The sequence below is a fragment of the Streptomyces sp. NTH33 genome, from assembly GCF_003236365.1.
In the GTDB taxonomy this organism is placed as follows: domain Bacteria; phylum Actinomycetota; class Actinomycetes; order Streptomycetales; family Streptomycetaceae; genus Streptomyces.
On record NZ_POTZ01000612.1, the window covers coordinates 1 to 3323 of the forward strand.

Consider the following 3323-nt stretch of genomic DNA (forward strand, 5'->3'; position numbering starts at 1 on the left):
GGGCGCCGGGGCCTCGATCATCAACACCACGTCCGTGCAGGCGTACAAACCGAGTCCGCACCTGCTGGACTACGCCATGACCAAGGGCGGGATCGTCACGTTCACCCAGGGGCTGGCGCAGATGGTGACGCCGATGAACCGCGGAGCGGCCGCGCCGGGGGCGGGGGCAGGTTCGAAAGTTTCGAAGTCATCCCGGTTCTGTGACGCCACAAGCTAGGAAGGCGGGGCCCTCTGGTCAAGGTCTGTCGCCGATCTGTCCACAAACAGTTCCTCCCCTTCGGGCATGACAAGCTGTCGCGCCGACCGGAAATCCCCCGCAAGTTGGCGATAGGGCTCGCCAATCCAGGGATCCGCCCGGCTCGATCCCGGGGTTCGAAAGTTTCGGACGAAGAGCAGAAACTTTTCCCGCCGCGAGGGTTGACGAGTCACCGTCAATCCCTCAATCATCCTGTCTGGTAAACCGATCGTAGGTCGAGATTTCGAACCACATTGTCCCGGGCGGACTGTGCCGCCCGGCAGAGCCGCGCACAGCTGCACGACAGATCCGCGCACCAAAACACCTGTGCCACCCCGTTCTTCGTTCCGGTGAGGCTCGCACCGACGCATCCTGACGCTTCGTGCGGTCGGAGAGGTATGCGACGCCGCGTGACGCCCCCCGGCTGAGCCGCGATGGAGTACCCCCGTGCCTGTGTCGAGAGACCGCTGCCGCCCGGCGTACGTCACTCGGCGGCCGACCGGGCGCCGTCCGCGCCGGTTGAGACCCTCCCGGGTCCCATGACCGCGGTGTCCGGTGAATCCGTTATTCCTACCTTGGAGGCACAGCCATGGGCTCTTACGCCCTTTCCAGACCCGTTGTCCGACGGAAGGTCCGCGTTCTGCTGTTGGCGCTGGTCGCCGGCGTCCTCGGTGTGGTCGCCGCACTGGTCTCCCCGCCGACCGCACACGCCGCCGAGAGCACGCTCGGCGCCGCGGCGGCGCAGAGCGGCCGCTACTTCGGCACCGCCATCGCCTCGGGCAAGCTGGGCGACTCGACGTACACGACGATCGCGGGCCGTGAGTTCAACTCGGTGACGGCCGAGAACGAGATGAAGATCGACGCCACCGAACCGCAGCGGGGCCAGTTCAACTTCACCGCCGCCGACCGCGTCTACAACTGGGCGGTGCAGAACGGCAAGCAGGTGCGCGGTCACACCCTGGCCTGGCACTCCCAGCAGCCCGGCTGGATGCAGAGCCTCAGCGGCAGCGCACTGCGCCAGGCGATGATCGACCACATCAACGGCGTGATGGGCCACTACAAGGGCAAGATCGCACAGTGGGACGTCGTGAACGAGGCCTTCGCCGACGGCAGTTCGGGAGCCCGGCGCGACTCCAACCTGCAACGCACCGGCAATGACTGGATCGAGGTCGCCTTCCGCACCGCGCGCGCCGCCGACCCGTCCGCCAAGCTCTGCTACAACGACTACAACGTCGAGAACTGGACCTGGGCCAAGACCCAGGCCATGTACGCCATGGTGCGGGACTTCAAGCAGCGCGGCGTGCCGATCGACTGCGTCGGCTTCCAGTCGCACTTCAACAGCGGCAGCCCCTACAACAGCAACTTCCGCACCACCCTGCAGAACTTCGCCGCCCTCGGCGTCGACGTGGCCATCACCGAACTCGACATCCAGGGCGCCTCGGCCACGACCTACGCCAACGTGGTCAACGACTGCCTGGCCGTCCCGCGCTGCCTCGGCATCACCGTCTGGGGTGTGCGCGACAGCGACTCCTGGCGATCGGAGCAGACGCCGCTGCTGTTCAACAACGACGGCAGCAAGAAGCCTGCCTACACCGCCGTCCTCAACGCACTCAACGGCGGCTCCACCACACCTCCCGCGGACGGCGGAACGATCAAGGGCGTCGGTTCGGGCCGCTGCCTGGACGTGCCCAGCAGCAGCACCACCGACGGCACCCAGGTCCAGCTGTGGGACTGCCACAGCGGCACCAACCAGCAGTGGACGTACACCGGCGCCGGCGAGCTCAGGGTCTACGGCAACAAGTGCCTGGACGCCGCCGGCACCGGCAACGGCGCCAAGGTCCAGATCTACAGCTGCTGGGGCGGCGACAACCAGAAGTGGCGCCTCAACTCCGACGGATCCATCGTCGGCGTCCAGTCCGGCCTCTGCCTCGACGCCGTCGGGGGCGGCACCGCCAACGGCACCCTGATCCAGCTCTACTCCTGCTCGAACGGCAACAACCAACGCTGGAGCCGCGCCTGACAAGGCCTGCACCAAGACATCCCTGATGATCGCGAGGGTCGTCGCCGTGGTGACGGCGACCCTCGCGATCGGCATGGCCTGATGGGCGGCGACACAACCGTCCGGTCCCCGCGGAAGTGCAGACAGGTGGCCTTCTCCTCAATCCGAAGCCATGGTCCACCCCGCGGTGATCGACGCCATGGGCCGCCGTCCCGCCCACGGAACCACCCCGAACCGGCGCGGCACCCGGACCGCAGACCAGACGGACAACCGAGAACCGAACGCTCGCCTGGACTCGCTGCACGGCGCCCGGCGGCTCGAAGGGAAGACGTTTCCGTGCATATGTACGACAACCCTGTGATCAGCGGGTTCCACCCCGATCCGAGCGTGTGCCGGGTCGGTGACGACTACTACCTGGTGTGCTCCAGCTTCGAGTACTTCCCCGGGCTGCCGCTCTTCCACAGCAAGGACCTCGTGCACTGGGAGCACATCGGCAACGTGCTCGACCGGCCCGGGCAACTGCCGCTGCCCCTCCCCGGCGCCAAGGCGTCCGGAGGTCTCTACGCCCCCACGATCCGCCACCACGACGGCCGCTACTGGGTCATCAACACCAATGTCGACGGTGGCGGCAACTTCGTCGTCTCGGCCGAGCGGCCCGAGGGGCCGTGGAGCGACCCGGTGTGGATCGACCTGTCCGGGATCGACCCCGACCTGGCGTGGGAGGAGGACGGCACCTGCTGGTGCGCCTTCTCCGGCCCCGAAGGGGGCATCAACATGGCCAGGATCGACCCGGTCAAGGGCGAGGTGCTGGAGGGGTCTTTCGGCACGTGGTCGGGCAGCGGCCTCAAGTACCCCGAGGCGCCGCACCTCTACCGCATCGGCGACTGGTGGTACCTGCTGATCGCGGAAGGCGGCACGGAACGCGGCCACAGCGTGTCCATAGCCCGCAGCCGCTCGCCGCGCGGCCCCTGGGAGGGCGCACCCGCCAACCCCCTGCTGTCCCACAGCGGTACCGCCCGCTCCATCCAGAACACCGGCCACGCCGACCTGGTGGAGGCTCCCGACGGCAGCTGGTGGATGGTGCTGCTC

3 protein-coding genes are annotated in these 3323 nt (G+C 67.8%); all 3 read left to right on the top strand.

What is annotated here, in order from left to right; all coding sequences use genetic code 11:
* Window positions 1-217, top strand: a 217-nt coding sequence (locus C1I97_RS43110) for an SDR family NAD(P)-dependent oxidoreductase (RefSeq protein WP_441349185.1), incomplete at its 5' end; no start/stop codon positions are given.
* Between the two features lie 607 nt (window positions 218-824).
* Window positions 825-2255 carry an endo-1,4-beta-xylanase gene (locus C1I97_RS33800; protein WP_111006828.1) on the top strand — a complete coding sequence of 477 codons (1431 nt, stop codon included), beginning with the start codon at window positions 825-827 and terminating at the stop codon, window positions 2253-2255.
* Between the two features lie 321 nt (window positions 2256-2576).
* Window positions 2577-3323: glycoside hydrolase family 43 protein (locus C1I97_RS33805; RefSeq protein ID WP_181447030.1), on the top strand; the 747-nt coding region annotated here is incomplete at its 3' end.

Excerpts from the sequence above, each read along its gene's own strand:
- C1I97_RS33800 (WP_111006828.1), top strand. The coding sequence starts at position 825 with ATGGGCTCTTACGCCCTTTCCAGACCCGTTGTCCGACGGAAGGTCCGC.